18 protein-coding genes are annotated in these 23548 nt (G+C 71.0%); 11 read left to right on the forward strand and 7 right to left on the reverse strand.

Annotated elements, in window-relative coordinates; translation table 11 throughout:
* Positions 1 to 93: 93 nt before the first annotated feature.
* Positions 94 to 2358: a Dyp-type peroxidase gene (locus OHA65_RS06825; RefSeq protein ID WP_328761984.1), complete on the reverse strand. Its 2265-nt coding sequence runs from the start codon at positions 2356 to 2358 to the stop codon at positions 94 to 96.
* A gap of 332 nt (positions 2359 to 2690) precedes the next feature.
* On the opposite strand from OHA65_RS06825, the gene OHA65_RS06830 reads away from it, so the two are divergent.
* Complete coding sequence (locus tag OHA65_RS06830) at positions 2691 to 4667, forward strand: galactose oxidase early set domain-containing protein (RefSeq protein WP_327282206.1); 1977 nt, start codon at positions 2691 to 2693, stop codon at positions 4665 to 4667.
* A 402-nt stretch (positions 4668 to 5069) separates the two neighbouring features.
* On the opposite strand, the gene OHA65_RS06835 is transcribed toward OHA65_RS06830, so the two are convergent.
* Positions 5070 to 5399 (reverse strand): TfoX/Sxy family protein, encoded by a 330-nt coding sequence (locus OHA65_RS06835; protein ID WP_328761985.1) that lies wholly within the window; start codon positions 5397 to 5399, stop codon positions 5070 to 5072.
* A 372-nt stretch (positions 5400 to 5771) separates the two neighbouring features.
* Between OHA65_RS06835 and OHA65_RS06840 the strand changes: the two genes are divergently transcribed.
* From OHA65_RS06840 to OHA65_RS06870, 7 genes are all read left to right on the forward strand, one after another.
* Positions 5772 to 6692 (forward strand): heme A synthase, encoded by a 921-nt coding sequence (locus OHA65_RS06840; protein ID WP_371646774.1) that lies wholly within the window; start codon positions 5772 to 5774, stop codon positions 6690 to 6692.
* A gap of 175 nt (positions 6693 to 6867) precedes the next feature.
* A complete protein-coding gene (locus OHA65_RS06845; protein ID WP_133895650.1) occupies positions 6868 to 6990 on the forward strand; it encodes a lasso RiPP family leader peptide-containing protein in 123 nt (40 codons plus the stop codon).
* Positions 6991 to 7110: 120 nt separating this feature from the next.
* Positions 7111 to 8910 (forward strand): asparagine synthase-related protein, encoded by a 1800-nt coding sequence (locus OHA65_RS06850; protein ID WP_327282209.1) that lies wholly within the window; start codon positions 7111 to 7113, stop codon positions 8908 to 8910.
* The gene (locus tag OHA65_RS06855) at positions 8904 to 9155 is read left to right on the forward strand and encodes a lasso peptide biosynthesis PqqD family chaperone (RefSeq protein WP_327282211.1); all 252 of its coding nucleotides are present in this window, start codon (positions 8904 to 8906) and stop codon (positions 9153 to 9155) included. The genes OHA65_RS06850 and OHA65_RS06855 overlap by 7 nt, the downstream gene beginning before the upstream one ends.
* A 1-nt stretch (position 9156) precedes the next feature.
* Positions 9157 to 9618, forward strand: a complete 462-nt coding sequence (locus OHA65_RS06860) for a lasso peptide biosynthesis B2 protein (RefSeq protein ID WP_328761988.1) — start codon at positions 9157 to 9159, stop codon at positions 9616 to 9618.
* A gap of 14 nt (positions 9619 to 9632) precedes the next feature.
* Positions 9633 to 10541, forward strand: coding sequence for a phytanoyl-CoA dioxygenase family protein (locus tag OHA65_RS06865; RefSeq protein WP_327282213.1), 909 nt, complete (start codon positions 9633 to 9635; stop codon positions 10539 to 10541).
* Complete coding sequence (locus OHA65_RS06870) at positions 10538 to 11668, forward strand: hypothetical protein (RefSeq protein ID WP_328761989.1); 1131 nt, start codon at positions 10538 to 10540, stop codon at positions 11666 to 11668. Before OHA65_RS06865 ends, OHA65_RS06870 begins: the two co-directional genes overlap by 4 nt.
* Positions 11669 to 11847: 179 nt before the next feature.
* On the opposite strand, the gene OHA65_RS06875 is transcribed toward OHA65_RS06870, so the two are convergent.
* The 5 genes from OHA65_RS06875 to OHA65_RS06895 all read right to left on the reverse strand — a co-directional run bounded on the left by OHA65_RS06875 (position 11848) and on the right by OHA65_RS06895 (position 18945).
* Entirely contained in the window at positions 11848 to 13212 is a 1365-nt protein-coding gene (locus tag OHA65_RS06875) for a carotenoid oxygenase family protein (protein WP_328761991.1), read from the reverse strand.
* 33 nt (positions 13213 to 13245) lie between these two features.
* Positions 13246 to 15156 carry an MFS transporter gene (locus tag OHA65_RS06880; protein WP_405761559.1) on the reverse strand — a complete coding sequence of 637 codons (1911 nt, stop codon included), beginning with the start codon at positions 15154 to 15156 and terminating at the stop codon, positions 13246 to 13248.
* A gap of 114 nt (positions 15157 to 15270) precedes the next feature.
* Positions 15271 to 17265 carry an ATP-binding protein gene (locus OHA65_RS06885; protein ID WP_327282217.1) on the reverse strand — a complete coding sequence of 665 codons (1995 nt, stop codon included), beginning with the start codon at positions 17263 to 17265 and terminating at the stop codon, positions 15271 to 15273.
* A gap of 150 nt (positions 17266 to 17415) precedes the next feature.
* Positions 17416 to 18126 carry an alpha/beta hydrolase gene (locus tag OHA65_RS06890; protein WP_327282218.1) on the reverse strand — a complete coding sequence of 237 codons (711 nt, stop codon included), beginning with the start codon at positions 18124 to 18126 and terminating at the stop codon, positions 17416 to 17418.
* 360 nt (positions 18127 to 18486) lie between these two features.
* A complete protein-coding gene (locus OHA65_RS06895; RefSeq protein WP_327282219.1) occupies positions 18487 to 18945 on the reverse strand; it encodes an Lrp/AsnC family transcriptional regulator in 459 nt (152 codons plus the stop codon).
* Positions 18946 to 19074: 129 nt separating this feature from the next.
* On the opposite strand from OHA65_RS06895, the gene OHA65_RS06900 reads away from it, so the two are divergent.
* From OHA65_RS06900 to OHA65_RS06910, 3 genes are all read left to right on the forward strand, one after another.
* Entirely contained in the window at positions 19075 to 20049 is a 975-nt protein-coding gene (locus OHA65_RS06900) for a DMT family transporter (protein ID WP_405761561.1), read from the forward strand.
* On the forward strand, positions 20042 to 21235 hold the full coding sequence (locus OHA65_RS06905) for an aromatic amino acid transaminase (RefSeq protein ID WP_327282221.1): 1194 nt from the start codon (positions 20042 to 20044) through the stop codon (positions 21233 to 21235). The genes OHA65_RS06900 and OHA65_RS06905 overlap by 8 nt, the downstream gene beginning before the upstream one ends.
* A 245-nt stretch (positions 21236 to 21480) precedes the next feature.
* On the forward strand, positions 21481 to 23484 hold the full coding sequence (locus tag OHA65_RS06910; RefSeq protein ID WP_371646776.1) for a discoidin domain-containing protein: 2004 nt from the start codon (positions 21481 to 21483) through the stop codon (positions 23482 to 23484).
* The last annotated feature ends 64 nt before the right edge of the window (positions 23485 to 23548 follow it).

Genomic DNA, 23548 nt, shown 5'->3' on the forward strand with positions numbered 1-23548 from the left:
CCCGCCACGGCCGGGCCCCGGGGGCGGCCGTGGCGGGGAGGCGGTGGCCGACGGTCGAGCGGCCGCTCCCGAGGACCAAGGGCAGGGCGTCCGTCAGCCCGTCAGGGACTTCCACATGGTCAGGGGTCGGTCCTCGACCGTGATCTGGTCCTCGTGGCCGCTGCCGTCGCGGATCACGATGATCCGGTACTGGTCCTGGTGGAACACCCAGAACAGACTCATGCCGTTGATCCGCTGCATGTCCGGGACCGCGAGAAATTCGTCGACCCGTGTGATCCCGGTCAGTGATCGCCACAGGTCGAGCCCTCGGTCGCCGCGTTCGAGGGCGTCCTGGTGCATCCTGCCGTCGGCGACCGAGATGAGCCGGTAGACCTGACGACCCATGAGGGTGTGGAAGACCCAGTAGTGGCTCTTGCCGTTCACCCGCTGCATGTCGGGCACCGGCAGGAAGGCGTCCACCCTTTCGATGCCGCTGAACGAGGTCCAAGCGGAGAGCGAACGGTCCGGCAGGTCGGTCCCGGCCGCCTGCTCGGGAGGGAGCCCGGACTCGGCGCCGTCGGCGATCCAGATCCGCCGGTAGACCTGCCGGCCCTCGACGGTGTGGAACAGCCAGAACCGGCTGCGGCCATTGATCCGCTGTTCGTCCGGGACAGGTAGGACCGCGTCGACCTTCGTCACTCCGACATAGCACGGCCACATGGTCAGCGGCCGGTCGGGGCGCTCGATGACGTCCGTGTGCTCGTCCCCGTCGGCGATGGAGACGGTCCGGCAGACGCCGCTGTCGCTGCCCGCCCCATACGCCCAGTACCAGCTCTTGCCCTTGTCCCGTTGCATGTCGGGGATGGGCAGGAAGGCGTCGGTTGGCCGGACGACCGCGGGCGGCTTGTCGGTGAGCCGGCCGTCACCGAGCAGCCGCAGCAGGGTCAGCGAGGGAGCGAAGGCGTAGACGGACCCCTCGGTGAAGACGAACTGGCTCAGGCTCAGCTGCGTGGTCTTGCCGGGGGTCTCGTAGCTGAGCTTGCCGGCGGCGCCGACCATTCCGTCGGGGCCGGGCTTGTTGGTCCGGTTGGGTGGAAAGTCCGGGCTGTCGATCCACGCCTTCTGGATGAACTCGAACTGCTGCACAAGGTCCGACTGGTAGCAGACGAACAGCAGGCCGCGCTTCTCGTCCGGCCCTCCGGGGCCCTCCGAGGCGGGGTCGAAGGGCGCGCCGTACGGGGCGCCGCGGCGGATGATCCGGCGGCGGTCCATCACCGGGTTCTCGTCGAACGGCCGGTCGCCGGGCTTCTCCTGCAGGCCGTCCCGGGGGTTGGTCTTGCGCAGGTGCGAAAAGAGCGGGGTGATGAAGCCCTCGGGGTCGTTGCGATAGCCGAAGTCGTTGTCCTCCCCGGCCAGCGCGCTGGAGGGCCGGTCGGCATTCGGGCACGTGGCGACGGGAGTGCCGGACCGCCACCGGCCGACGAGGCGGGCCGCCAGCCACTCCGTGGTGGCCTCGGGCGGCACCACCTTGGCCTCTTTGAGCGCCTTCAGCTGCCCGGCGACCTGGAACCAGAAACCGGGGACGTCCTGGCCGAGCCGGCGCACCACCTGGAAGCTTCCGTTGTCAGCCCAGTCGGGCGTCTCGTGCGGCACGCCACCCACCCGGTCGTGCCCGACGACGAACTCGCCGGGCGGGATCAGCCGGGTGCCGTGATGGCCCTTGACGTACTCGGGTTTGACGGGGTCCGGCTCGTCGAAGCCGATGACACCGGGCTCGCTGACGCCATCCTTGAAACCGAAGTGCTCCTTCCCCCTCCGGCTGCCGGTCAGGGTGGCGGCGTCCTGCTGGAACACGATCACGATCTTGGCCGCGGCACACGCCTCGCGCTGCTGTCTGACCGTCGCCTGGAGGTCCTGAACGGTGTCCGAGGCGACGGTGAGCACGGCGTGGACGACCTGGCCCTTGCCGTTGCCGAAGAGCCACATCTCCGGCGAGCTGTCGCCGGTGTCCCCGAGCGCCCGCTTGTCCGAGCCCTGCTTGAAGGCCTCCAGTCCGCTGCCGGGCTTCACGGAGGGCAGCGGGTCCTTGCCGGTCAGCTGCAGTAGGCCCTCGTAGGTGAAACTGACGTTGATCCAGGTGGCCTTCAGCGCCTTCGGATCGTCGCCGGCCGAGGCCTTCCTGGCCTTGCTGAAGGCGGCGTTGAAGACGGCCACCTGCCGCGTCGTGGAGATCTGCGGTTCCAACGCCTTGACCCAGGTGCGCGCCCGCGCCGCGTCCTCGAATTTGAGGAACAGCAAGGCCATCTGGTCCTTCTTGAAGCCGGCGATCACATCGCCCTGGATGTCGTCGCTCTCACGCAGCTTGAGATCGTCCACCATGCTCTCTCCAGAAGATCGACACCTCCACGCCGATACCGCGCAGAGTAATCAACAACGTATGCGGCACTCGCACACCCTCCCACCCTCCGACTGGCCGATTACGCCGCCCGCCTCCCATTCACGCCCCGAATGCACTGGTAGGGGGCGTGCAGAAACCTTGGGGTTGGTCGGAGTCACCCGCGTGCACGCCTCGGGGTGACAGCCGACCGGCGCGCCTCAACACTGAATCTCGTCACTGTGCGTGATCATGTGGCAGTCCTGGCGCAGCCCGTGTCAGCCGACGTGTCCCCCAGTCGGAGCGCTGTGCCTTCCTTTCGCCAGCAAGGAGTCCCATGTCCCGCAGCAGTCCGCGCCTACCCGCCCGCCGGAGACTCGCCACGGCGATCTCCGTCTGCGCCGCCACCGCGATGGCCGTGTCCATGGCCCTGGCTTCGGCAGGCCCCGTACTCGCCCACACCGGTCACGGAGACGAGGGCGATGCCGTCCCGTACGGCCCCGCCTCCCGGGCGGCGAGCGCACCGGTCACCGTCGACCCGGAGGAAGCCGCGACACTCGGCAAGGAACATGCCGAGGCGCACGCCCGCACCCGAACGGCCATGGCCGGCATCGGCGAGTACCCGCAGACCACCCGTACGGAGCGGCTCAAGGCGCTGACCGCCTCCCAAGAGAAGGCCAACGCGTCCTTTGACGCCGCCGAGTTCGGCCGGTTCCGGGAGTACTTCCAATCCCCGGACTTCGCGGCCCACATCGCGCTGCTGCCCACCGGCAAGGTCCTGCTGTTCTCCTTCGAGCGGATCGAGGTCAACCCGCAGAAGGAGCCCGCCCCCACCGACACCATCGGCAAGGAGAACGCCGGCCGCGCCTGGATCTGGGACCCCGCCAAGGGAACCGGCTCCGACGCGTTCACCGAGAAGAAGCCGCCGGTCGTCAACATGCCCGACGGCAAGAACGAACCCCGCCCGGCCCCGTTCTTCTGTGCCGGCCACTCCTACCTGCCCAACGGCATGCTCGGCGTCTTCGGCGGGAACCTCGGCGGCAACGGAGGCAGCGGAGCCAAGCTGTCCCTGGTCTTCGACCCCTGGGCGGAGGAGTGGTACCTGAACAAGGACATGTCCGTCGGCCGGTGGTACCCGAGCGTGGTCACCGGCGCCGACGGACGCCAGGTGATCATGTCCGGCCAGTCGGAGCTCGGCTGGGGCACCCCCACCCCGGTCGTCGAGCGCTTCCCCGCCGCGACCCAACAGGTGCCCTTCGACAAGTCGGTCAAGCCGATCGGCTGGGGAGTGGACCAGCTCAAGACCGAAGCCCCCTTCAAGTGGGACTATCCGCAGTTGTTCTCACTGCGTGACGGCAAGATCTACGGACTCGGCCGTTCCGTGGACCAGCAATGGCTCTTCGACACCCTCGCCGACACCAAGACCGACCTGCCGAACCGCCCGGACATCAACAAGGACAAGCCGGGCCCGGACGGCGGGCAGTGGAGGCGCAACTACGGCTCCGCGGTCCCCCTGCCGGCCGGTTTCAGAGGCCCCGACTCGGTCCTGGTCCTCGGCGGCGACCGCAACGACCCGAACACCTACCGTCTCGCCGGCGGCAAGTGGAACACCGAGAAGCCCCGCGCCTTCGGGCGTACCCAGGACGACACTCTGCTGCTGCCGAACGGCAACCTGCTCACCGTCAACGGTGCCTTCGATATCCGCGACTACGGCAACGGGCCGTACAACCCCAACGCCGACCTCAAGTACCGCCAGGTCGAACTGCGCGACGAGAACGGCGACTGGAAGCTCGGCCCCGTCCAGCGGCTTCCGCGCGGCTACCACTCCAACGCCGTGGTCCTCCCGGACGGCCGAGTCATGGTCACGGGCGACGAGCTCCAGCAGCTCGCCAACGACCCCGACATCACCGACAACAACAACGGCAGCATCGAGATCTACGAGCCCGCCTATCTCCACCAGGGCAGCCGCCCCTCGCTCGGCCTGATCTTCAACCCCAGCGTCGCCTACAACGAGAAGATCACGGTCAGCACCAGCACGCCCAACGACGTCACCCGCGCCGTCCTACTGGCCCCGACCACCGCCACCCACTCGATCAACACCAGCCAGCGTCACCTCGAACTACGCATCAAGAGCCGCGGCGGCAACTTCCTGGAGCTCCAGGCCCCACCGACCGCCGCCTCGGCCCCGCCCGGCTACTACATGCTCTTCCTCCTCAACGAGGAAGGCGCACCGAGCAAGGCGGGCTGGATCCAGCTCAAGCCCCCGACGGTCGCCGCGGGTGCCACCGCCACGAAGGCGAAGGCCGGCGGCTGACACCCGCCGGCACCTCCGGACGAGCCCCCAGCCTGGTCACGGGACACGGCTGGGGGCACTCCACGCGTACCGCTCACGTGAGCCCAGCTGCCCCTCCCCGCTGAGCTCGTCCTCGACCACGCCACACGGTGAACGTCGTGCGCCGGTACGCCGACGACGACGGCAGCGCCCCGAACGAGCGGCTGCGAGCGTACGGCTCCCGTAGGCGGTCCACCGGGCGATCACTGAGATCAGCCTCGCGCCAAGGCCAATGCACCGCAGAACCGGACCATGTCCACTGGCCACCGCTGCAGGAGAACCCGCCGATGGCGATGAAGCGGCCGGAGGCGGTGTTCTCGCCGGTGACCCGGGTGCGGTACGAGCCGCCGGACTCGAAGCGCGCCCCGGCTCCGGCGGCACCGGCTACTTCGGCGCGAGGGTGTCGACGAAATCGATCGACGCCGTCACCCAGTGCCGCAGGACGGAGTCCTCCGCGAGAGCGGGGCCCGAGACCGTCACCCAGCCGCGCATCGGTCGGCCGCTGAAGTCCATGGGCCGGGCTTCGGGCCGGGCGAGCGCCTCCTCGGTCCGTTCCGCGCCCACCCGCGCGATGAGCTCGTCGCCGACCACGCCCACGCTCATGTTGCCGCCCTTCAGGAAGGACAGCCCGCCGAACATCCGCTTTTCGGTGATGTCCGGCCGTTCGCCGAGCTGCCCCCTGATCCGCTGGGCCAAGCCCTCGTCGTACGTCATGTGCCCACCTTCCCCCAGGGGGCCGTGATCTGCCCGCGCGCTGGGCGCGGGCAGGCTGGTGCGGTTCGTTCCGCGCTTCCCCGCGGTCGAGTCGACGGCTTCCTGTGGTCAGCGGTGCGCCCCGCACCCTCGCCGGAGATCCCGCCGAGTTCGACAGCGGGGCGCTCGCTCCGTTCCGTTTGCGACGCCCCGTCAAGTGCGGGTAAACGCGCGGCGTACGCTGGGGCTCCGCGCCACAGATCGTAAAAGCAAAATAAAGGAAGGCTGATCGTGCGTACTCCCCTCTCATGGCTCGCCGGCAGGTACTCACTCGGAGCGAGAAGCGTCAGACTGGCCGCGCTGGGTTCGGTCGTGGCGAGTATCGCGATCATCGTGACCGGTGGAATCGTCCGCGTCACCGGCTCCGGTCTCGGCTGCACGGATTGGCCCATGTGTACGGGAGAGACACTGGCCCCCACTGCGGAAATGGGGGTGCACGGCGCCATCGAATTCGGAAACCGGCTCTTGACCGGAGCGCTGTGCGCGGTGGTGGGCTGGGTCATCATTACCGCGCGCCTCCAGGAAAAGCCGATGCCCGCCGTGCTGCGCGGAGGATGGGCGCAGTTCTGGATCGTCGTACTGAATGCGGTCGTCGGCGGAGTGACCGTATGGATGCGGCTGAGCCCGTACATCGTCGCCGCGCACTTCCTCGCCGCCACGCTGCTGCTCACCGCCGCGGTGTACACCTGGCACGCGGCGTATGCCGATGCCGACGCTGGTGCGGATGCCGATGCCGGCGCCGACGGCACTGGGCACGGCGCGGGCGGCGAGGGTGGCCGGTCCGGCGCGCGGATCCGGTCGCTGTCGACGGCCCTGGTCGCGGTGACGGCCCTGTTGGTCCTCGTGGGCACGCTCGCCACCGGTTCCGGACCGCACGCGGGTGACTCCTCCGACGTGGCGCGCATGCCCTTCAACTGGACGGCCGTGACCATCGTCCACGGCGTGCTGGCCGGGGCGGTCCTGGTCCTGGCCGGAGCCCTGCTGTCCGCGCTGCCCAAGGACGGCTTCGGCGTCGCGCGCCGCAAGGCGGTCGCCTTCCTGGCCGTACTCCTGGGCCAGGGGCTCGTGGGGCTGGTGCAGTCGGTGACGGCCCTGCCCTCGCTCCTCGTGATGCTCCACCTGCTGGGCTCGGCGCTCGTTTGGACCGGAGTGCTCCAGGTCCACTTCACAGTCAAGAGGGCCTGTTCCAGCCATTCGGGTCCACTCAGCGGTGCACCGCTGCCGCGGGCGCAGGGCGCCGCGACGCACGCCTGATCCACCGGGAGACCAGTGCACACGCCACGCATTCGACAATCGGAGTTCGATATTCCATTTCGCCCGGGCCGTGGTTTTCGGCCATAACGGGCGACGGTATCAAAAAAACGTTCTCGCGAATCCCCACCCCCGCTTGTTAGGTTGAAGATGAATCGAACGGAAGGGGGTGACACAAATGAACGACCACGAGGTTGTCGAATACGAGGCGCCCGAAATGCTGCCCATCGGCGAGTTCTCCGAACTCACGATGTGGTACGGCTGGGCCAGCAACGACGGTGAGGGCACCGCGATCATCTAATCGCCGTGCGCAAATTTAGTTGGCCAGGGGGATTCCTTGAGTGCGTCATGGTTCATCGCTTTCCCGGAGAACGTCGATGACGCATTTCCGGTCTATGCCGGGCCGACTGAGAACACCGAAGTGCTGACGTATGCCTCAGGCCGGACGTGGGTGGTCGCGGACCGCTCCCATTCCCGCCTGATTGCCGCGGAAGCCGGCGCCAGACGCCTCGCGCTGTTCGGCGAGACGAGCATCGACGCGGGGGGTCTGGCCCGCCTGCTGGCACAGCACGACGAAGCCGACGGTCTGATGGCCGCCGCGCACGAGATCGCTGGCAGCTTTCACATCCTTTACACCGACGGCCGCTCCACCCATGTCCAGGGGAGCGCGTCGGGCCTGCGCCAGGTGTTCTACGCCCGGCGCCAGGACGGCTCGTACGCCGCATCCGACTCGGCCGAACCACTGGCCCGGCTCAGCGGTGCCACCCCGCGCATCGAGATGGTCGCCTGGGGGATGCTGCACCCCGGATTCGACTACGGGCTGACCCGGGGCACCTACTGGCACGGGGTCCACCGGCTCCCCGCCGACCAGAGGCTGCGCATGACCGCCGACCGGGTCGAGTCCACCACCTGGTGGCGTCCCCCGGCGCCGACGCTGTCGCTCGCCGACGGAGCTCCGAAGGTGCGGGCCGCGCTGGAGGAAGCGGTGGCCGTCCGGCTCGCCACGGCCGGCGGCCTCTCGGCGGACCTGTCGGGCGGTATGGACTCGACCTCCCTCTGCTTCCTCCTGGCCGGCCAGGGCGCCCGCTTCCAGTCGTTCGTCGAGCAGACCGTCGACCCCAACCACGACGACGCCCACTGGGCGGCGATCGCGGCGCAGGAGATCGACCGGCCCCTGACGGTCCTCGGCCCCGAGGACGTCCCGGGCCCGTACGACGGCATCTGGGAACTCGGCCGCGGGCTCGTCCAGGACGTCCCGTACGGACTGGGAGAGCCGTACACGCTCATCCGGAACCGTGCACGGAAGACCGCGATGTCCAAGATCTTCGCCGCCACCGGCTCCGACGTCCACATCGGCGGATTCGGCGGGGACGAGCTGTTCACCATCGCACCGTCCTACTTCGGCGACCTCTACGCGCGCGCTCCCCTGCGTGCGGTCCGCGGCATCCGCGATCTCGCCCGGCTGCGGCGCTGGAGCATGCCCTCCGTCCTGCGCGGGCTCGCCCGGCAGCAGACGTACCAGGGCTGGTTCGAGGAGCAGCTGCGCAGTCTGCACCTGCCCCGGCCGGACGTCCTCGGCCCCGGCTTGAGCTGGGGCCCGCAGGTCCGCGTGACCCCGTGGTCGACGCCCGCCAACGTCGAGGCCGTGCGCGCGGTCGCCGCCGCCGACGATGCCGGTCGGACCTCGCAGGCCGACACCCGCTCGGTGCACACCAGCATCGCGGGACACCGCATCGGTGGACAACGGCTCGGCCCGCTGCGCGCCCTGATGGAGCACCAGGGGATCACCCTGTCGCTGCCGTACATGGACGACGCGGTACTGGAGGCCGCCCTCTCGGTGTCGCGCGCCGAGGCCCTGCCGGGCACCGGGTTCAAACCGGTCCTGAAGGCCGCCATGCGGGTGGACGCGACGCCGGGTTCCCGGACGGGTGCGCTCTCCCGTTCCACCAAGGGCGAGTTCAGCATGTCGGTGCACCGCGGCCTGGCCCGCAACCGCCGCTCGCTCCTCGGCCTGTTCGAGGACTCGCTGCTCGCCGAGCACGGCCTGGTGGACATCGACCGGCTGCGCGCCACCCTGCGGGACACGATGCGCCCCGAGTACGAGACCAACGCGCTGGAGCTGACCGTCGCCGCGGAGGCCTGGATGCAGGCTGTCGCGGGGGCCCCGGCAGCGGCGCCCGAACGCCCCCTCACGAACCGACGACTGGCCTCACCATGCTGAAGATCTCCCCTCACGTCGTACTCACCAAGACCGAGGACGCGGCCGTTCTCCTGGACAAGAAGTCCGGCACCTACTTCCGCATCAACCCGATGGGGACGTCGGTGTTCGAGATGCTCGCTGCGGGACGCACCCAGGACGAAGTCGTGGCCGAGCTGTGCGCACGCCACCCGGAGGCGGCCGACCGGATACCCGCGGACGTCGCGAAGCTGATCGACACCATGCGCCGTGCGAAGGTGCTGGTCTGACGTGACGCTGCCCATGACCCTGGAGCCCCGCGCCCGGTTGCCACTGCGCCGTCGGCCCCTGCCGATGCTGGCCGTCACGGCGAGCCGCCTGCTGACCCGGCTGAGCCCGCACGCGCTGGAGCGGGCGCTGCGCCTGCTCAGCGGCGGCGCCCGCCCCGCCACCCGCGCCGAGGCACTGGCCGCGCGCAGCGACGTCGTCTCCGTCAGCCGCCGCGCCGCCGGGCCGTACTGCCTGGAGCGATCGATCGCGGCGGCCCTGCTGGCCCGCCTGCGCGGCAGCTGGCCGGACTGGGTCTCCGGCGTCAGCCTGATGCCCTTCGCCGCGCACGCTTGGATCGAGGTCGAGGGCCAAGCGGTCGGCGAGTCCATGCGGCTGGACGCCTTCCACAAGAACATCGTCGTGTCCCGCACCCTCCGCACGGGGCGGAGCGACGGGCCGCACGACCACCTCTCCGAGAGCTGAGACGAACGGACGCCATGGACACCAAGCACATAGTGGAACGACTGGCCGGCCGGGGATACGCCCTGGTACCCGGCTTCGTGACGGGCGAGGCCCTCGCCCGGGCGCAGGCCGCGATCGACACCTACTTCCCCGACCCGGAGGCGAGCGGGAGCACGCCCGAGGAGGTCAACGCCCTCAAGCACGCGGTTCCGTTCCCCTTCACCAGCAACGACCTGAACCGGCACGCGCTGGACACCCGGGTCATCGACGTCGTCGAGGAACTGCTCGGCACCACCGACCTGCGGCTGACGAGCTCCTTCATCCAGGCCAAGTACGGCACGGCGTACGGGGAGAGCCGCGACCAGACCCTGCACAACGACGCCTGGGCGGCCAGCAGCCTGGTGCACCCGCGTGCGGACGGTGTCTACCAGCGCGTGTACGGCATCCTCTACCTGACCGACGTGACCGTGGACACCGCGCCCACCTACGTCGTCGACCGGGCCGCACACCTCGGGCTGCCGCTGCTGACCGACGCGGGCAAGGGCTCGTACGACAAGGCGGAGTATCCGGGGCTGTACGAGCAGGAGCGGCCCGTGGAGGCCGAGGCCGGTTCGCTCTTGCTCTTCGTCGGCGACATCGTCCACCGGGGGTCGGCCTACAACGAACTGCTCGGACGGCGTCTCGCGCTCTTCTTCAACATGCACGGCGCGCAGGCCCGTTGGACGGACAAGCACCTGTGGTCGATGCGGCCGGCGCACCCGAACTGGAACACCCTGCACGAGCTCATGGTCGAACTGGACCCGCGCCAGCGCCACCTGCTGGGCTTCCCGCCCGCCGGGGACGACTACTGGACCGAGGAGACGATCGGGCACCTGGAGCGGATGTACCCCGGGATCGACTCCAAGCCCTACCTGCCGCCCACCCCCGAGCCGGTCGCCCCGTGACGTCGGAGCGGCCCGGATACGCGGGACTGGCCGTCGACGGGCTGCGCTACCTGGGAGAGGTGCTCGGCCTGGGGGAACGCTTCGACGCGGCGGCCGAGGAATCCGTGCGGACCCTCTTCGACGGGTGGGGCCACCGTGTCTCGCGGGACACCGACGGCGGCGGGACCCGGCAGGACGCCGTGTCGACCGCTCCGTTCGAATACTCTCTCGTGCTCGACGGGGACCGGGTCGACGTCCGGCTCTTCTTCCGGCCGCTCCCCGAGCGGGGCCCCGTCTCGGCGACCGGGAGCTGGGAGCGCGGCCGGCGGACGCTGGCCGAGCTGGAACGCCTGGGCCTCGCACGCCTGGAGCGGGCCCGGGAGGTCGCCGACCTGTTCCGGCCGCGCAGCGAGCGGGCGGCGTTCGGGATGTGCCTGGCGGCTTCGGTCAGCGCCTCGGGAATCGCACGCCCCAAGGTGTACTTCGACACGCTGGCGGCGGGCACCGAGCGCAGCCGGGAGACCGTCGGGACGGCGCTCGACCGGCTCGGCCAGGGCGGCGCGTGGGGCTGGCTGCAGCGCCACGACCCGCAGGGCATGGCCCATCTGATGCCGGCCTTCTTCGCGCTCGACGTGGACGAGTCACCGCACGCTCGTATCAAGTTCTACACGACGGTCGCGGAGCGCTCCACCGCCGAACTGGAAGCACGGCTGGCCCCGTTGGGCCGCGCCGCGGCGGCCGCCGCGGCGGGTCTGGTGACGGACACCGCCCCGCAGGGATCGGAGCCGCTCGACACGCCCGGGGTACGCCCGACTCTGTGCTGGAGCATGACTTCGCGCGACGGGGCGCAGCCGGACGACGCCACGCTGTACCTGCCGTTCAACCTGTACGCCCCGCAGCAGCAGGAGGCGCGCGGCAGGCTGCGCAGGAGTCTCGACCCGGCGTTGCTGGCGCGGGTCGAGCGGCTGGTGAGCGACCACGTCGTTGCCGTGGAGGGACGGGCGAACCCGTTCCACTGGGCGGCGGCCAAGCTGGTCCACGGCGGGCGAGCACTGACCCTCTACACCTCGGCCGCGGCGGTGGAGGCGGCGCGGACGGCCCGGGTCCCGGCGCGGCCCCGCCCGGACGCCCTTCCGGTCACGACGTAGAGCCGTACGGACGGACCCCGCCGACGCTGGGTACCTGGCGGCGCAGCCGGAGCCGGCGGACCGGTGTTCACCGGCGCGACGGCAAGATCACCCGGGTACGGGTACGGGTACGGGTACGGCGCTGCCGGCCACCGCCGCGGAGGGGTGGCCGGCAGCGCCGGCTGGGGTGTCGGGGGTGGTCAGTTCCCGGGGGCGGTCAGGGTGTCGTCGGCGATCCAAGAGCCGTGGACCCCGGCGGTCACCCGCTGCGGCAGGTGGACGGTGGCGATGCGGTCGAGGCCGGAGGCGTCGAGGACCAGCAGTTGCGAGGCGTTCTGCTTGAGGTCGGAGACGACGGTCAGGAGGTAGCCGTCGTCCTCGCCGCTCGCTCCGGCCGCGGGGACGAACACCGCTTCGCTGGGCAGGCGGGCGTCACCGACCTGATGGATGCGGCGAGCGCCGGTGGTGCGGTCGTACTTCACCACGCCGTAGCCGCCGAAGCCCTTCTCGTCCGGGAACGAGATGGCGTACTGGTAGCGGTTCTCGGCGCCGAGGTACTCCTCGTTGAGGGTCGGGAACTCCACCGCGAGGTCGTCGATGATCTGCTCGTCGACGGTCCCGGCGGTCATGTCCACGACCCAGCGGCGGGTGTACGAGCGGGAGGCGGGCTCGGAACCGCGCCCCGGAGCGCCGGTCCACCAGTTCCAGGACAGCCGGAACCCCTCGCGGTCCACGGTGGGGCCTTCCAGGACGATGCGGCCCTGGCCGTCCTCGTACGCGTTGGAGACGTGCAGCATGTTGCCGGGCTCGATGGAGAACCAGCGCAGGTGCTGGGCGCCGTTGGCGCCGCGCGGCATGATGCCGATGCGGGAGAGCTGCTGGTCGCTCCAGGCGTACGGGATGCCGGAGTGCTCGCTGGGGTCGAAGGTGACGTTGCCCTCGACGAAGACCACGTGGCGGCGGGTGATGGCGAAGTCGTGCTTCAGGGAGGCCGTCGCGCCCGGGATCTCGGCGCTGTGGACGATCTCGCCCTTGGCGTCGGAGACGTAGTACGTCAGGAACGGCGGGAGGGGCGAGGAGCCGAAGAAGTGCAGCTCCCCGGTGAGCGGGTCCTCCTTGGGGTGCGCGGTCATCGCGGTGCGCAGCTTGCCGCCGAAGTCGTAGGCGCCGACCGTTTCCAGTTCCGGGGTGAGCTCGAAGGGGAAGTTGGACTCGCACAGGGCGAGGAGGCGGCCGCCGTGCTCGATGACGTGGGTGCCGGCGGTGCTGGCGGTCAGGTCGGGGCCGTTCTCGGTCATGTAGGGGGCGCCGTCGAACGCGGGGGTGTGCACCCAGCGGTTGCGGTACCACTCGGCGCGGCCCTCACGGAGCCGGATGCCGTGGACCATGCCGCTGCCCTTGAACCAGTGCGTCGGGGTCACACCGGGCTTCGGGTTGTGGCCGTTGCGGATCAGCCGGCCGGTCAGCTCCGGGGGCAGGGTGCCCTCGACGGTCAGACCGGTGGCGGTGACTTCCTCGGGGACGGGGGCGTAGTGACCGGTCAGGTAGGGCTTGTGCGTCGTCATGTCAGAACCTCTTCGAGTGGGTGTGATGGCAGGTCAGGCAGCGTGTTCGGCACGGTGCTTGAGGTGGGTGAGCCAGGTGTCCAGGGAGTCGTGGAGGGCCGCGGCGAGTTCGTCCACGGCGGCGTCGACCGGGTCGCCGCTCCAGGACTCCTCGGTGCGGACGGTGGTGGCCCGGTCGCCGTGCTGTTCGAACGTCCACACGTGGATGCCGGTGATGCCGTCGACGGGGCCGCCCCACACGATCCGCTCGCCGGGGACCAGTTCGTGCACGGTGGAGGTGATGTCCAGGCCGTGGGTCAGCCAGCTGAAGGAGTTGCCGGGGACCAGCGGGCCGTGGAGCTCTGCCCGGTCGATGTCCGCGTTCCAGGTGGGCCACGCCGCGATGTCGGTGTGGAGCTCCCACACCGTCGCGAGCGGGGCGTCGATCACGGTGCTCAGGCGGACGGTGACGGGTGCGGTCTCGTCGATGGTGAACACGGCTGGGTTTCCCTTCTCCCCCGGCGCGGGGGCGGTCGTGGTGGGCCGGCCGGTGCGGCGGGCGAGGAGCAGTGCGAGGAGTGCGGTGGCGGCCAGGACTGCGGCCGAGACCGCGAAGGCGGTGCGGTAGCCGGTGGTGAGCGCCTCTACGTGCGGCCGGTGGGCCGCGGCGCGTTGGGTGACGGAGCCTGCGAGCGTCGCCAGGGCGGCGAGGCCGATCGCACCGCCGATCTGACGCGTGGTGTTGACCAGGCCGCCCGCGAGCCCCGCGTCCTGCGGGGGGACACCGTCCACGGCGAGTGCGGTGAGCTGGACGAAGGCGACGCTCAGGCCGAGGCCGACCAGGATGCTCGGGCCGAGGACGTCCGCGAGGTAGCTGCCGTGGGCGTCGATCCGGGACAGCCACAGCAGGCCGGCCGCCTCGGTGAACAGGGCCGCGGTCACCGTCGCGGCGGCGCCGATGCGCCGGGAGATGCGGGAGGCCAGGGTCGCGCCGAGCATGTTGGCCAGGGCGAGCGGGAGTTGACCGGCACCGGTGGCCAGCGGGGACATCCCGAGGACCTGTTGCTGGTAGAGCGGCAGGAAGAAGAACAGTGCGATCCACACGGAGCCCAGCAGTGCCATCAGCAGGTTGCCCGCGACGACCCGGCCGGCGCTGAACAGGCGCGGCGGTATCAGTGCGTTCGACCGACGGAGCTCTATGACGACGAAGGCGGCGAACAGGGCGACGGCGCCGGCCAGGGCGCCCAGCACCCGCAGGTCCGTCCAGCCGGTGCCGCGTGCGGCGGTCAGGCCCCAGACGAGGCACGTCAGGGCGAGGGTGACGGCGGCGGTGCCCAGCAGGTCGAACCGCCCGTCCTTCCTACCGGCCGTCCGCGGTACGAAGGCCGCCACGGCGGCCAGGACGAGAACCGACCCGAGCGCCACGGAGTGGAAGATCCAGGGCCACCCCCACGCCTGGGTCAGGACACCGCCGAGGAGCACACCGCCCGCCCCGCCCGCGCCGGAGACCGCGCCCCACACCCCCAGTGCCCTGCCCCGCCCGGGTCCGGGCGGGTACAGGTCCATCACCAGGGCGAGCGCGGCCGGGGCGATGGCCGCGGCGCCGAGGCCCTGAACGGCCCTCGCCGCGATCAGCACGCCCGCGGAGGCGGCCAGTCCCGCCGTCAGCGAGGCCGCCGCGAACAGCGCCAGCCCGGTGATCAGCACCCGGCGGCGGCCGAGGAGATCGGCCACCCGGCCGCCCGCCAGGAGCAGCGCCCCGAAGGCCAGGCCGTAGGCGTTGACGACCCAGGTGATGCCGCCGTCCGACAGCCCCACTCCGCTGCTGATCTGGGGGAGCGCCACGTTCACGATCGAGGTGGCCAGCATGACGGTGAACTGGGCCGCGGCGAGCGCCGCGAGGGCGGTTCCGGGCCGGTGGGCTCCGGCTGCCGCCCGGCCCGTCTGCGTGTGTGCAACGTTCATGTCGCACAGACTCGTGCCGGGCGGTGTCCACTATCCAGAGCGGACGGCGGTCATGACTGTCCGCTGCTGTCCGCACCTGTCCACCGGGGCGCCCGGGGGGCCGGGCGGTGTCCGCTACCGCGGGCTCCCGTGCAGCTCCCGGTGCCACAGTTCCTCGCAGAGCAGGTCGAGTCCCTGGCGGACGTGGCGCCGGTAGGTCCCGTACGGCAGGCCCAGGCGGCGGGCTGCGGCCTCCTGGGTGGGTGCTCCGGAGAAGTAGCCCGCCGTCAGGGCCTCGCGGGCGCGCACTCCGCGCGGGTCGCCGGCGAGGTCGTCGACGGCCTGGCGCAGCAGGGCGCGCAGCTCTCCGACCGGATCGGTGAGGTCGGCCGCGAGCCGTGCGCGGGTCAGGGCGCAGGCGGCGAAGGCGCGGGGGTCGCGCCAGTGCGCCAGGGCCTCGCGCACGGCCTGGTCGAACGCGGTGCGTGAGAAGCCCGACGGTCCGGAGGGGGCCGGCACTTCGGTCGCGGTGATGAGGTGGCGTATCCACGCCTCGACCGGCACTTGCCGCCAGTCGATGCAGAACAGCCCGTACGCGTACTCGCCGACCCGCGCCCGTGCGCCGGTGTCGTGCATGACGCCCTTGAGGCGCGCGGCCCAGGTTTCGGCGTCCCGGTAGACGACGAAGCCGTGGGCGCGACCCCGCCCGCGGGCGGCCTCCGCCTGGGCCCGGGAGTTGCTCAGGTCGATGACGACGGAGGGGACCTGGTAGCGGGCGGGGTAGATCGAGAACCGGCTCATGCCGATGTGCTCTCCGGCCCGTACCGGGGCGGTGGCCGTCGTGTACTCCCAGGCGGCCGCGACGACGGGGTCGGTGGCGAGGTCCTGCGGGTCGGGAGGGGAGGACAGTTGGAGGCGGGTCGTGAACGCCACGGGCTCGCCGGTGCTCACCGAGCGGAAGACGCTGAATGCCTGCGGCTGTCGCTCCAGCCAGTAGCGCACGAGGTCCGCGGAGGCGGCCCCCTCCGTCTCCTCGGCCATGCGCAGTACGACATCGATGTCGTCCGGCTGCAGCACGCGTTCGTGCACCTCCTCCTCGCGGGTGGAAGTCCCGCGCCGGGCCGGGCTCGCCAACTCGCGGAAGAGGTAGAAGAGTTCGTCGGGGATGACGCTGACCCGCTCGTCGGCGCCCTCGCGCAACAAGCGCAGGTATTCCTCCGCCAGTCGCTGGCGCATCGCCATGAACGCGTTGGGGGCGCGCCAGCGCAGGTCTGCGGCCAGGGTTTCCCGCGCGGCATCGTGCGGGTAGAGCCCGCGGGCGGTGGACTCGACGAACGGCAGGTCCCGCAGCCAGCCGAACAGTAGGTGGGCGTCTTCCTCGGGCAGGACGGTGGCGAGGAGTTCCTCGGACGTCGAGTGCGCCTGGGCCACCACCTCCAGGGCCCGCCGGTGCGCCGCCGTCGGCACTTCCCCGATCAGGCCCGCCATCAGCGTGCGCAGGACGTCGGCCGATGGCGCCCACATCGCCTCGCCGCTCCAGCCCGCCGAACCCGCGGCCGCGGCCAGGGAGAGGGCCAGCGGATTGCCTCCGGCGAAGTGGAGTATGCGTTCCCCGAGCTCGTGCGGGATCTGCGCCGCCGCCAGCAGGCTCCGGGCCTGTTCATCGGAGAACGGACCCAGTTCACCGACGTGCAGGAGCCCGGACCAGGCGGGGTCGGCGGTCCATTGCGCGTGCGGCGGGATGCGGCCGGCCAGGACCACCAGGGTGTCGTCGGCGGCGCGGGGCAGGAAGCGCTGCCACAGCCAGCTCTCCAGCCATTGGCAGTGCTCGAAGGAGTCCACGAACAGGACCGTGCCGGCGACGTCCAGGAAGGGACCGGCCGCACGCTCGAAGTCGGCCGGGTCCCGGCTGACGAAACGGCCGTCCAGCTCCAGGAGCAGTCGGCCCGCCGCACGGGCCTCGGCCGCCAGGCTCCGCACCAGCGACGACTTCCCGATACCGCCCGGCCCGTACAGGTAGAACGCGAAGGGCGCCTGCGGATCCCCCGCCAATGCCGCACCGAAGCGGCCGAGTTCCTCTTCCCTTCCGATGAAGGTGCGCTCCCGCGCTCTGCTCAGTCTCTCTCCCACGGACGCCACGTCGGTCCCCTCCCGGGTCTCGGAAGAACCGGGCGGAGTACCCGGATCCCCTTCCAAGAGGGTAGGTCGGGACGGCAGGTTCCCGTTCCGGCCATGGGAGCGCCCACCCGTCGGCTCGAAATCGCCCGTGGGGACGGTCGGTCAGTCCCGGTCGAGGAAATCGCCGAGCAGCTCAACGAGTTCGGTCGTCTTCTCGAAGATGACCACGTGGCCGCTCTCCAGCTCGGCGTACTCGCTGCCCGCCACGGCCGCGTGGATCTCGCGCGAGTGCTCGACGGGGATCAGCGCGTCCCGGGTGGAGCCGATGACCAGGGTGGGCGCGGCGATGGCGGGGAGGCGGTCGCTGATGTCGACGAGGTGGTCGAGCTCGATCTGCTGGAGCGTCCACGCCTCGGCCTTGATCCCGGCGACGGTGGCCTTGACGCCCCCGCTGCCGATGCCGGCGAGGAACGGCGGCGAGAAGACGAGCAGCGCGCTGTACGCGGCGAAGGCCTCCTCGTCGATGGCCGCGAGCCGCCGCCAGAGGTCGGTGGCCAGCTGCTGGCGCGGGTCGTCTTTGCGGGCCCAGCCGTTGATGACGACGAGGCGGCGGACGAGCGCGGGGTGCTCGGCCGCGGCGGCGGCCGCGACGACGGCGCCGAGGGAGAAGCCGACGATGTCGAGGGGCTCGTCGGTGACCGCGCGTGCCGCGCCGATCACCTGCTCCACCAGCTCGTCCAGGCTGAGTTCGTCCGCGTGCAGCGGGGTCAGGCCGCTGCCCGAGCAGTCGGGGGTGATGACGGTGTAGCGGTCGCTGAACTGCTCGCGGACGTGCCCGAACTGGGCTTCTCCGTGACCTCCCGTGCCGTGCACGAACAGCAGGCCCGGGCCGGTGCCCTCAGCGGTGTAGGAGACGGGGTGCCCAGGCGCCGGTCGACGACGTCACGGGCGGTGGCTGTGAGAGCGCTACGTGGGCCTCGCGCAGCCGATTCCACCGCGCGCTCGGCGACCGCCCTGAGCCACGCCCACCCCGACTGCCGCACATGCCGGCCCCTCCCCGCGTACCGCATCGGCAGAGCCTGGGACGACGACGGGAAGTCGATCCCGGGCAAGCCTGCCACGGGGCAAAACTACGCGGCCGACCCATGGGCCCCACCGCCACGAGATCAAGATCACCATGTGGCGACTCCGGCAGGAGACCTGCCGGTCAGCCGCCTGCTGCCGCTCACTTCCTTACGCGGGAGCGGGGTAGACCCTGGACTGCTTCACGCTGCCGAACGCGAAGCTCGACTCGATCGACGCGATGCCGGGGATGGCGTGGATCCGGTGCCGGACCAGCGCCTCGTACGCCTCCAGGCTCTCGATGACCACGCGGAGCAGGTAGTCGCTGCTTCCGGCCATCAGGTAGCAGTCCTGGATGTGCTCGATGACCGCGACGTGCTCCTCGAAGACCCGGACCGCCTCCTTCGTGTGGCGGTCCAGGCGGATCCGGACGAAGACGGTGATCGGCAGGCCGAAGGCGACCTGGTCGACCATGGCCGTGTAGCCGCGGATCAGGCCGGCCTCCTCCAGGCGCCGCACCCTGCGCAGGCAGGGCGACGGGGACAGCCGGACCCGGTCGGCGAGGTCCTGGTTGGACAGCCGCCCGTCGGCCTGCAACTCACGGATGATTTGCAGATCGACTGCGTCCATGACCACTCCTTGGCAGATTCTGCCTCAAACGTATGTCCGGACGGCAGAACTGGCAATCGGCTGCCCCGAGGAAAGATCTAGCGTTGCTCCATGGCCGGATCCGGCCCCTTTGAGGCTGGAGGAACCCCCTTGGTCACCACGAACGCCGGACCCGCGACGGCGCCCCCACCCGCCGGCGCCGCGGTCCGCCCGAGGCTCTCCCCACAGGCGAAGGGCACCCTCGCACTGGTGGTGACCGTGCTGATCTGGGCCGCGTTCGCACTCAGCGCCCGGGCCCTGAGCGCCTCCTCCCTGCTCCCCGCCGATGCGGCCCTGCTGCGCTTCGGCGTCCCGCTGCTCGTCCTGGCGCCCGCGCTGTGGCGGCGGCGCCGGCGGATCGCCGCCGTGCGCCCGGCGGCCGCGCTCAAGATCGCCTGCGGGGCGGGGGTGCCGTTCTTCCTGGCCGCGATGTACGGCGGCTCCCTGACCTCGGCGGCGTTCGTCGGCTCGATCGTCCCCGGCATGGTCCCGCTGTTCGTCTCCGCGCTGATGGTCGCCGGCGGCCGCGGCGCCCCCCGGGGCACGCAGGCGGCCGGGCTGGGGCTGATCGCGGCCGGCGTGGTGGCCCTGGTGTGGCGGTACGTGTTCCCGCTGAACACACAGGTGCTGGCCGGAGCCGGCATCCTGCTCGTCGCCAGCGGGCTGTGGGCGCTGTACACCGTCGGACTGAAGGAGGTGGACCTCGATCCCGTCGGATCGATCGGTCTGCTGTGCCTGCCCTCGTTCGCCGTGATGGCGCTCCTGGTACTGACCGGGGTGCTGCCCACCGGCCTGGCGTCAGCCGCGGGCAGCGACATCGCCCTGTTCCTCGTGGTGCAGGGATTGGGGGTCGGCCTGTGCGCCGGCCTGCTGTACGCCTTCGCCATCCGCAGTCTCGGCGCGGAGCGCAGCTCGACCGTGGGCAGCCTGAGCCCCGTCGCCGTGGTCCTGCTCGCCATTCCCCTGCTCGACGAGTCGCCGACCGCGGCCGTGCTCGCCGGCGTCCCCCTCATCACCGCGGGCGTCGCCCTCGCCAACCGGCGTCCCCGCAACCGCACCCAGCCCGAGGTTCCCGCCCATGCTTGAGCTCCTCCTTCCTCCCCCCGTCGACCCGTTGTGGGACCTGACCGAGGCGTACGGCGCCGACGCCCGACCCGAGCGCCTGAACCTCGTCCTCGGCGTCTACCGCGACCAGACGGGCGGCACCCCGGTCATGGCGGCCGTACGGGAGGCCGAGATACGACTGGCGGAGCGCTCCGCCTCCAAGGAGTACCGGGGGCTCTCGGGCAACACCGCCTTCAACCGGGCGATGCTCTCGATGGTCCTGGGCTCCGGCGACGCCGCGGAGCGGGCCGTGGCCGTCCAGACGGTCGCGGGTAGCGGCGCGCTGCGGCTGCTCGCCGATCTCATCTGCCGGACCAGGCCGGGCACGACGGTGTGGATCAGCGACCCGGCGTACGTCAACCACCGGCCCATCCTGGAGGCCGCCGGGCTGACCGTGCGGACGTACGGCTGGGCGGACGCCGAGGGCCGCTTCGACACGGCGGGCATGCTGCGCGACCTCGGGCAGGCGCGGCGCGACGACGTCGTACTGCTCCAGGGCTGTTGCCACAACCCCACCGGGGTGGATCCGTCCGCCCAGGCCTGGGAGGCCGTGGCCGGGCTGGCGGTGCAGCACGGCTGGGTGCCGTTCGTGGACCTCGCGTACCACGGGCTCGGCGACGGCCTGGAGGCCGATCTGGCGGCCACCCGGCTACTGGCGGAGCGGGTGCCGGAGATGCTCGTCGCCATCAGCTGTTCGAAGAACTTCGGGCTGTACAGCGACCGGACCGGCTGCGCCGTCGTGCTCGGCGCGTCGCGGCAGTCGCTGCGGCATGTGGAGACGGCGCTGCAGAACGCGGCCCGCACCCTCTATTCGATGCCGCCGGAGCACGGCGCCGCGGTGGTGGCGGCGGTCCTTGAGGACAACGGGCTGCGGGACTTGTGGCGGGCCGAACTGGATGCGATGCGGGCCCGCATCGCGGCCAACCGGCGCGGACTGGCTGCGGAGCTGACCGCGCTCGGGTGGGACGCGCAGGCCGATGTGCTGGCGCGGCAGAAGGGGATGTTCTCGATGCTGCCGCTCACACCGCGTCAGATGCTCCGGCTGCGCAGCCGGTACGCCATCTACGGGACGACCGCGGGGCGGGTCAACATCGCGGGGATCCCGGCGCACCGGGTGTCGTGTCTCGCGCAGGGCATCGCGGCGGTCCTCGACGAGGGCCCCGAGTAGCCCCACGGAGAAACCGCCGCGCACCTGACATTCCATCAGGTCATCCGTCCCGGACTCTTGACTCTGTTACCGCCGGTAGCCATTCTCGTCACAATGCCTGCGCGGGACATGACAATCAGCCGCTCCCTCAGACGGTCTGCGTCCTCGACCGCGCCATCCGCCGACCGATGACGTGAGTGATGACCATGACCCGAGCCCCGCACCGAAGGCGCAGGCCCATCGCGCTGCTCGCCCTCCTCTTCGCCATGGTGGCCATGGCCCTCGGCCCCGCGCCCGGCGCGGCCGCCGAGGGCGATGCCGGCTGGTGGAACCCCTCCGCGCGGCCCGCCCCCGACTCCCAGATCAACGTCACGGGCGAGCCGTTCAAGGGCACGAACGCCCAGGGACAGGTACGGGGCTTCGTCGACGCCCACGACCACATCATGTCCAACGAGGGCTTCGGCGGCCGGCTCATCTGCGGCAAGGCCTTCTCCGACCTGGGCGTGGCCGACGCCCTCAAGGACTGCCCCGAGCACTACCCCGACGGCTCCCTCGCGATCTTCGACTTCATCACCAAGGGCGGGGACGGCAAGCACGACCCGACCGGCTGGCCGACGTTCAAGGACTGGCCCGCCCACGACTCGCTGACCCACCAGCAGAACTACTACGCCTGGATCGAACGGGCCTGGCGCGGCGGCCAGCGCGTACTCGTCAACGACCTCGTCACCAACGGGGTGATCTGCTCGGTCTACTTCTTCAAGGACCGCAGCTGCGACGAGATGACCGCCATCCGCCTGGAGGCGCAGAAGACGTACGACATGCAGGCCTACATCGACAAGATGTACGGCGGCCCGGGCAAGGGCTGGTTCCGGATCGTCACGGACTCCGCGCAGGCCCGCGACGTCATCCAGCAGGGCAAACTGGCCGTGGTCCTGGGCGTGGAGACCTCCGAGCCGTTCGGCTGCAAGCAGATCCTGGACGTCGCCCAGTGCAGCAAGGCCGACATCGACCGCGGCCTCGACGAGCTGTACCGGCTCGGCGTCCGCAGCATGTTCCTGTGCCACAAGTTCGACAACGCGCTGTGCGGGGTCCGCTTCGACGAGGGCGCCCTGGGCACCGCCATCAACGTGGGGCAGTTCCTGTCGACAGGCACCTTCTGGAAGACCGAGCAGTGCAGCGGCCCGCAGCACGACAACCCGATCGGCCTGGCCCCGGCGCCGTCGGCGCAGAAGGAGCTGCCGGCGGGCGTGGCGGTCCCCTCGTACGCGGCCGGCGCGCAGTGCAACTCGCGCGGTCTCACCGACCTCGGCGAGTACGCGGTGCGCGGCATGATGAAACGCAAGATGATGCTCGAAGTCGACCACATGAGCGTCAAGGCCGCGGGCCGGGCCTTCGACATCCTCGAATCCGAGTCCTACCCGGGCGTGATCTCCTCGCACAGCTGGATGGACCTGGGCTGGACCGAACGCCTCTACAAGCTGGGCGGGTTCGCCGCCCAGTACATGAACGGCTCCGAGGGGTTCAGCGCCGAGGCCGGGCGTACGAAGGCACTGCGCGACAAGTACCAGGTCGGCTACGGGTACGGCACCGACATGAACGGGGTCGGCGGCTGGCCGGGCCCGCGCGGAGCCGACACCCCTAACCCGGTGAAGTACCCCTTCCGCAGCACCGACGGCGGCTCCGTCATCGACAAGCAGACCACCGGGCAGCGCACCTGGGACCTCAACACCGACGGGGCGGCGCACTACGGCCTGGTCCCCGACTGGATCGAGGACATCCGGCTCGTCGGCGGCCAGGGCGTCGTGGACGACCTCTTCAAGGGCGCCGAGTCCTACCTGCACACCTGGGGGGCGTCCGAGCAGCACAAGGCCGGGGTCAACCTCGCCGCGCACGCACCCGCCGCGGCCAGCTCCGCCGAGTGGAACCCCTTCGTCAGCTACGCGCCCGGCAGGGCCGTCGACGGCGACACCGGCACCCGCTGGGCGAGCGACTGGAACGACGACCAGTGGCTCCGCATCGACCTCGGCTCCCCCGGCGTCGTCAAGCGCGTCACCCTCGACTGGGAGCGCGCGTACGGGAAGGCGTACCGGATCGAGGTCTCCGCGGACGACGTGAACTGGCAGACCGTGTGGTCCACGACCTCCGGCGACGGCGGCCTGGACACGGCGCAGTTCGCCGGCGTCCCCGCCCGGTACGTACGCGTCCACGGAGTGGGGCGCGGCACGCAGTGGGGCTATTCCTTGCACGAAGTCGGCGTCTACAGCAGCTGACGGCACCGGCGCGGCGGCCGGGGCATGCCGGATCGGCTCGTTCGATCCGACATGCCCCGGCCGC

The sequence above is a fragment of the Streptomyces sp. NBC_00045 genome (genome assembly GCF_045041095.1).
GTDB lineage: Bacteria > Actinomycetota > Actinomycetes > Streptomycetales > Streptomycetaceae > Streptomyces.

Coding starts and splice junctions, on each gene's coding strand:
- OHA65_RS06875 (WP_328761991.1), bottom strand. CDS start 13,212: ATGACGACGCACAAGCCCTACCTGACCGGTCACTACGCCCCCGTCCCC.
- OHA65_RS06880 (WP_405761559.1), bottom strand. CDS start 15,156: ATGAACGTTGCACACACGCAGACGGGCCGGGCGGCAGCCGGAGCCCAC.
- OHA65_RS06830 (WP_327282206.1), top strand. CDS start 2,691: ATGTCCCGCAGCAGTCCGCGCCTACCCGCCCGCCGGAGACTCGCCACG.
- OHA65_RS06905 (WP_327282221.1), top strand. CDS start 20,042: ATGCTTGAGCTCCTCCTTCCTCCCCCCGTCGACCCGTTGTGGGACCTG.
- OHA65_RS06825 (WP_328761984.1), bottom strand. CDS start 2,358: ATGGTGGACGATCTCAAGCTGCGTGAGAGCGACGACATCCAGGGCGAT.
- OHA65_RS06855 (WP_327282211.1), top strand. CDS start 8,904: ATGCTGAAGATCTCCCCTCACGTCGTACTCACCAAGACCGAGGACGCG.
- OHA65_RS06845 (WP_133895650.1), top strand. CDS start 6,868: ATGAACGACCACGAGGTTGTCGAATACGAGGCGCCCGAAATGCTGCCC.
- OHA65_RS06865 (WP_327282213.1), top strand. CDS start 9,633: ATGGACACCAAGCACATAGTGGAACGACTGGCCGGCCGGGGATACGCC.
- OHA65_RS06910 (WP_371646776.1), top strand. CDS start 21,481: ATGGTGGCCATGGCCCTCGGCCCCGCGCCCGGCGCGGCCGCCGAGGGC.
- OHA65_RS06895 (WP_327282219.1), bottom strand. CDS start 18,945: ATGGACGCAGTCGATCTGCAAATCATCCGTGAGTTGCAGGCCGACGGG.
- OHA65_RS06835 (WP_328761985.1), bottom strand. CDS start 5,399: ATGACGTACGACGAGGGCTTGGCCCAGCGGATCAGGGGGCAGCTCGGC.